Below are 4,467 nucleotides of genomic sequence, written 5' to 3' on the forward strand. Positions count from 1 at the left end.
AAGGCCCGATGTACCAGCCGGTTAGCAGTGATGTTTTAGCTGCGAGTGCGATCGGATAATCAGCAATAATAAGTAAAATTACGATTGCATAATTAGGGAAGAAGTCAAGTTAATTATTGTGAATTGAATACAGAAGATTGCAGAATTTATACAAATAATTAGCTCAACGTTGACATTTTTTCCATAATAAAGTATGTTTGAGCTAATTTATCGACTCCCAATTCCCCAGTCTCAGTTTAAGCCCATAAAATTTATGAAAGTTAGATCTGCACATTGCTAATGCTATCCATTAGTATTGTTCTTCTGCGGGAAACCAATTATAGTTATACTTTTTATAATTAGAATTGGTCGGGGTGGAAAATTGACCGAACATAAACTTCCGATAATTGTGAGTATGAACAAAAAAATAAAGATTGGGGTTGCTGAAGCTTTTGGTACTTTTGTGTTGGTATTAGGTGGATGTGGCAGTGCGGTTTTAGCTGGAGACAAAATAGGCTTTTTGGGAGTTTCGATCGCCTTTGGTCTATCCCTCTTAATCATGGCTTATACGATCGGGCCTATCTCTGGATGCCACATTAATCCGGCGGTAAGCATCGGTTTAGTAGTTGCCAAACTGATCGATGCTGTTTTGCTTCCTTATTATATAGGAGGTCAGATTGTAGGGGGAATTTTAGGCGGTCTTGTTTTGTACATGATAGCATCAGGAAAACCGGGTTTTGATGCGGCGGCTTCGGGATTTGCTTCTAACGGTTTTGGAGAACATTCTCCCACTGGTTACGGACTTTTGGCAGCAGCTTTGACGGAAATTGTACTGACTGCTTTTCTGTTATTTACAATCATGGGTACTACCCATCCCAATTATCCCGTCGGTTTGGGCGGAATTCCCATCGGCTTGATGCTGGTGTTGATTCACTTAGTCGGAATTCCCGTAACCAATACTTCGGTTAACCCAGCTAGAAGTATCGGTGTGGCACTTTTTCAAGGCGGATGGGCAATCCAACAGTTGTGGGCGTTTATTGTATTCCCAGTGATTGGTGGAATTATCGGCGTTTTGGCTTATAATTTCATTAAACCCACTGTGGAAGAAATTTGATCGAGAATCAAAAATAAACCGGGTTTATTGAATTTTTTAGGGTGGTAGAATTCATCCGGCAACTTAAGAAACCCGGTTTGTCGATCGCACAACTCGATCAAATTGCAAGTATTCGGTAAATAGGCGCCATGATTACGATCGTGATGGGAGTCTCCGGTTCAGGCAAAACTACAGTTGGCAAGTTGCTGGCGCAATCTCTCAATTGTGATTTCAGTGATGCCGACGATTTTCACCCATCAGCTAATATCGAGAAAATGAGTTGCGGCATTCCTTTAGAAGATGCGGATCGCCTTCCTTGGCTATTAGAATTGCAAGCTGCAATAGACTGGTGGCTTTGGGAAGATAGAAATGTGGTTTTGGCTTGTTCTGCTTTAAAAGCATCTTACCGCGAAATGCTCTGCCGCGACCCACAGCGGATGAAAATAGTTTATCTGAAATGTTCTTTTGAGGTATTGGCAGCCCGGTTAACAAGTCGCGAAAATCACTACATGAAAGCAGACTTGTTGTTAAGTCAGTTAAACACTCTCGAAGAACCAGAAGATGCAATTATCATAGATGCTTCGCAACCGCTAGAGGTAATCTTGCGCCAAATTAGACATCATCTCATGTGCGGTTAATGCCCCACAATAAAACCTCTAATACCAAATCTGGCTTAACTTAAATACCTCTTTATTTCTTAGTTTCTCTCAGCTAGGATGAGAGTTTGTATAGTACCGATTTCAATCGCCTAGTCCGATCGAGGTTTTTTAAGGCGGATTTAGTATAAGAGTTATTTTTTTTCGGATTAACCGGGTTTCTGAAGCACATTTAGCGCCCTCTCCGTTCCCCGGCTGATAAGTTCGGGATGCTAATTTTTGTACAAATACAAGAAAGCTTCTACTTCAGCGGCAGTTGGTTGAGATCTAATGGCCCCGGGTTTCATCGCTGTCATCGCACCTACCGCGCTGGCATAAGTTACAATTTTCTGGGCTATTTTGGGGTCGGCTAAGTTCTTGATTCCATGCTTGCACAATTGGCGTACAAAACCAGCCAGAAATGCGTCGCCGGCACCTGTTGTATCCTCAACATCTACTGTAAAGGCGGGGATTTTTCCTTCATTTTCCGAGATACAATAGGCGCAACCTTTCTCGCCCGCAGTCACCAAAACGCCTTCTACAGAATCGAGGCGGTAGGTAATAGCTCCTGCGTCGGTAGTTGCAAACAACCATTCAGCTTCTTCCTCAGATAACTTGACAAAATCAACTTTTTTTAAGATTTTTCTAATCTGCGCTTTTGCTTCGTCTGGATTTGGCCAAAACACTGGACGCCAATTGATGTCAAGTATAATTTTAACGTCGTACTGTTCTGCTAGTTCGAGCGATCGGGCGATCGCCTCTCGACTTTCAGAATAAGCTAATTCTAAAGTGCCTAGCACTAAAAATTCGGCATTTTCAAACAGCACCTCGGGTAGTTTTGCAGCGAGGAGACGGGTGTCGGCAAAATCGGCAGTATTGAATTCGCCAAAACCGGCAAAATTTCGATCGCCCGCTTGATTCCGCAAGACATAAACTTGCCGCGTCGGCGCACTCGGATGCCGCTGCACTCCAGTGATATTAACCCCTACTTCTTGTAATACCTGCACTAGGGAATTCCCCAATTCATCCCCACCTACAGCACCGATAAATCCCGCCGCCGTCCCCAATTTAACCAAAGCACAGGCAACATTAGCAGGAGCACCGCCGGGATATGCCGTCCAAGATTCTACCTCTTCGAGAGATACTCCTGGTTTGTCTGCTAAACAATCAAATAAAAGTTCACCCAGACACAGAACGCGAGGATAAGTCATAGGAATTTGAGATTTGAGATTTGAGATTTTAGACCAGCAGTAGACAGGTCAATAATGATTTTTAACCCATCCCAGAAAAATTGCCAGCTATTTTTTAATGGCTGCTCTTATAATATCAGACCTACTGATACTGGCAGTTACTCCCTTAAGACTGAAGTATAGTGCCGGCGTATCAGTTAGTTGTTGGGCACGCAAACATTTGCAGGTTGTGCACGAATGTCAGATAGGTGCAGGTAAAGGCAGAATCCGCCACTCGACGCACAAGCAGTTCAAGTGGCTGCGCGTCTTGCTGTGTCGGGGCTGGGTTTGCACTCCCGGCGATTCAGCAAGCGAGTTGGTGCTTCGGGTCCGAAAGAGTAGCACAACAAATTTAATTTTCTCTTCATACTTGAGCCCTCATCCTTTAGAATTGTAGATAGGTAAATATGCAGACATAGGAAAAATTTATGAGTGGGATTGTCTCTGGGACCCCTGTCACCCTGTCGGACAGAGAATTGCAAGTGGTAGAGTTAGTAGCGGCGGGATTGACTAATGAGAAAATCGCCGAAAAGTTAGAGATTAGCAAGCGTACAGTTGACAACCACATTAGCAATATCTTGAACAAGACGCGCGCTGACAATCGAGTTACGCTTGTACGCTGGGCGTTGCAGTGGGGAAAGGTATGTTTGGACAATATTAACTGCTGCCCTTTACCGCGGCCGATCGATAAAGAAGTATCTTAAGTAGGGATTTTGGTTGGGGACAGGCAAAGAAATGATGCAAACGGCACAAGAAAAACAACTCCGCTATCAAATTCAATGCCCTAGATTGCCGCTGACGGTGTATCGCGAAGTGGCGATTCATTTGCGTCAAGTTGATGGGGTGGAAACCGGTTTAATTCCGCAGCAGTCACAGCGGTTTGATTACTACGACAGCCAAGTTGGGGGTTTGTGGATACAGTATCCTGAAGGGTTCGATTTGGCAGGTCGCGAGCGGGTCGATCGCATTTTGGCCTATTATGGCGATCGTTACGGAGCTTGGGAATTATTAAGTCATTAGTTATTGGGAATTGTTAGGTGTTGACTGTTGACTGTTAACTGTTGACTGTTGACTAACAACTAATAACCGTGAACTAATAACTACGGATTAATGACGACGAACTAATGACTACTGACTACTGACTACTGACTAACAAAATGAGTGCAATTAAAACTTTACCGGGAACGCGGGATATTTTGCCCGCTGAAATTCAATATTGGCAAAATATAGAAGAAGTCGCTAGAACCATTTTAAAAAAAGCGGCTTATCGAGAAATTCGGACGCCAATTTTTGAACAGACATCTTTATTTGAACGCGGCATCGGCGAAGCTACCGATGTTGTGGGCAAAGAAATGTACACTTTTAAGGATAAGGGCGATCGATCGACTACTTTGCGTCCAGAAGGCACCGCCGGAGTAGTCCGAGCTTTTATTCAAAACAGTTTGTACGCGGCTGGTGACGTGCAGCGTCTGTGGTATGCGGGGCCGATGTTTCGCTACGAACGCGCGCAAGAAGGAAGACAGCGGCAGTT

At 44.1% G+C, this 4,467-nt stretch carries 6 protein-coding genes; 5 read left to right on the plus strand and 1 reads right to left on the minus strand.

Features of this window, described 5'->3' with window-relative positions; genetic code table 11:
* The first annotated feature begins 394 nt into the window (after positions 1 to 394).
* Both aqpZ and QUA38_RS27560 read left to right on the plus strand, forming a co-directional pair.
* On the plus strand, positions 395 to 1,093 hold the full coding sequence (aqpZ, locus tag QUA38_RS27555) for an aquaporin Z (RefSeq protein ID WP_333167507.1): 699 nt from the start codon (positions 395 to 397) through the stop codon (positions 1,091 to 1,093).
* A 128-nt stretch (positions 1,094 to 1,221) separates the two neighbouring features.
* Positions 1,222 to 1,710 carry a gluconokinase gene (locus tag QUA38_RS27560; protein WP_333167509.1) on the plus strand — a complete coding sequence of 163 codons (489 nt, stop codon included), beginning with the start codon at positions 1,222 to 1,224 and terminating at the stop codon, positions 1,708 to 1,710.
* 230 nt (positions 1,711 to 1,940) lie between these two features.
* On the opposite strand, the gene QUA38_RS27565 is transcribed toward QUA38_RS27560, so the two are convergent.
* Complete coding sequence (locus QUA38_RS27565) at positions 1,941 to 2,918, minus strand: carbohydrate kinase (RefSeq protein WP_333167511.1); 978 nt, start codon at positions 2,916 to 2,918, stop codon at positions 1,941 to 1,943.
* Between the two features lie 446 nt (positions 2,919 to 3,364).
* On the opposite strand from QUA38_RS27565, the gene QUA38_RS27570 reads away from it, so the two are divergent.
* The 3 genes from QUA38_RS27570 to QUA38_RS27580 all read left to right on the plus strand — a co-directional run.
* The gene (locus QUA38_RS27570; RefSeq protein WP_006633901.1) at positions 3,365 to 3,640 is read left to right on the plus strand and encodes a photosynthetic electron transport-dependent transcriptional regulator PedR; all 276 of its coding nucleotides are present in this window, start codon (positions 3,365 to 3,367) and stop codon (positions 3,638 to 3,640) included.
* A gap of 34 nt (positions 3,641 to 3,674) precedes the next feature.
* Positions 3,675 to 3,956 (plus strand): hypothetical protein, encoded by a 282-nt coding sequence (locus QUA38_RS27575; RefSeq protein WP_333097439.1) that lies wholly within the window; start codon positions 3,675 to 3,677, stop codon positions 3,954 to 3,956.
* 137 nt (positions 3,957 to 4,093) lie between these two features.
* On the plus strand, positions 4,094 to 4,467 hold a 374-nt coding region (locus tag QUA38_RS27580), incomplete at its 3' end, for an ATP phosphoribosyltransferase regulatory subunit (RefSeq protein WP_333167513.1).

The organism is Microcoleus sp. Pol12B4 (genome assembly GCF_036701385.1).
Taxonomy (GTDB): domain Bacteria; phylum Cyanobacteriota; class Cyanobacteriia; order Cyanobacteriales; family Microcoleaceae; genus Microcoleus.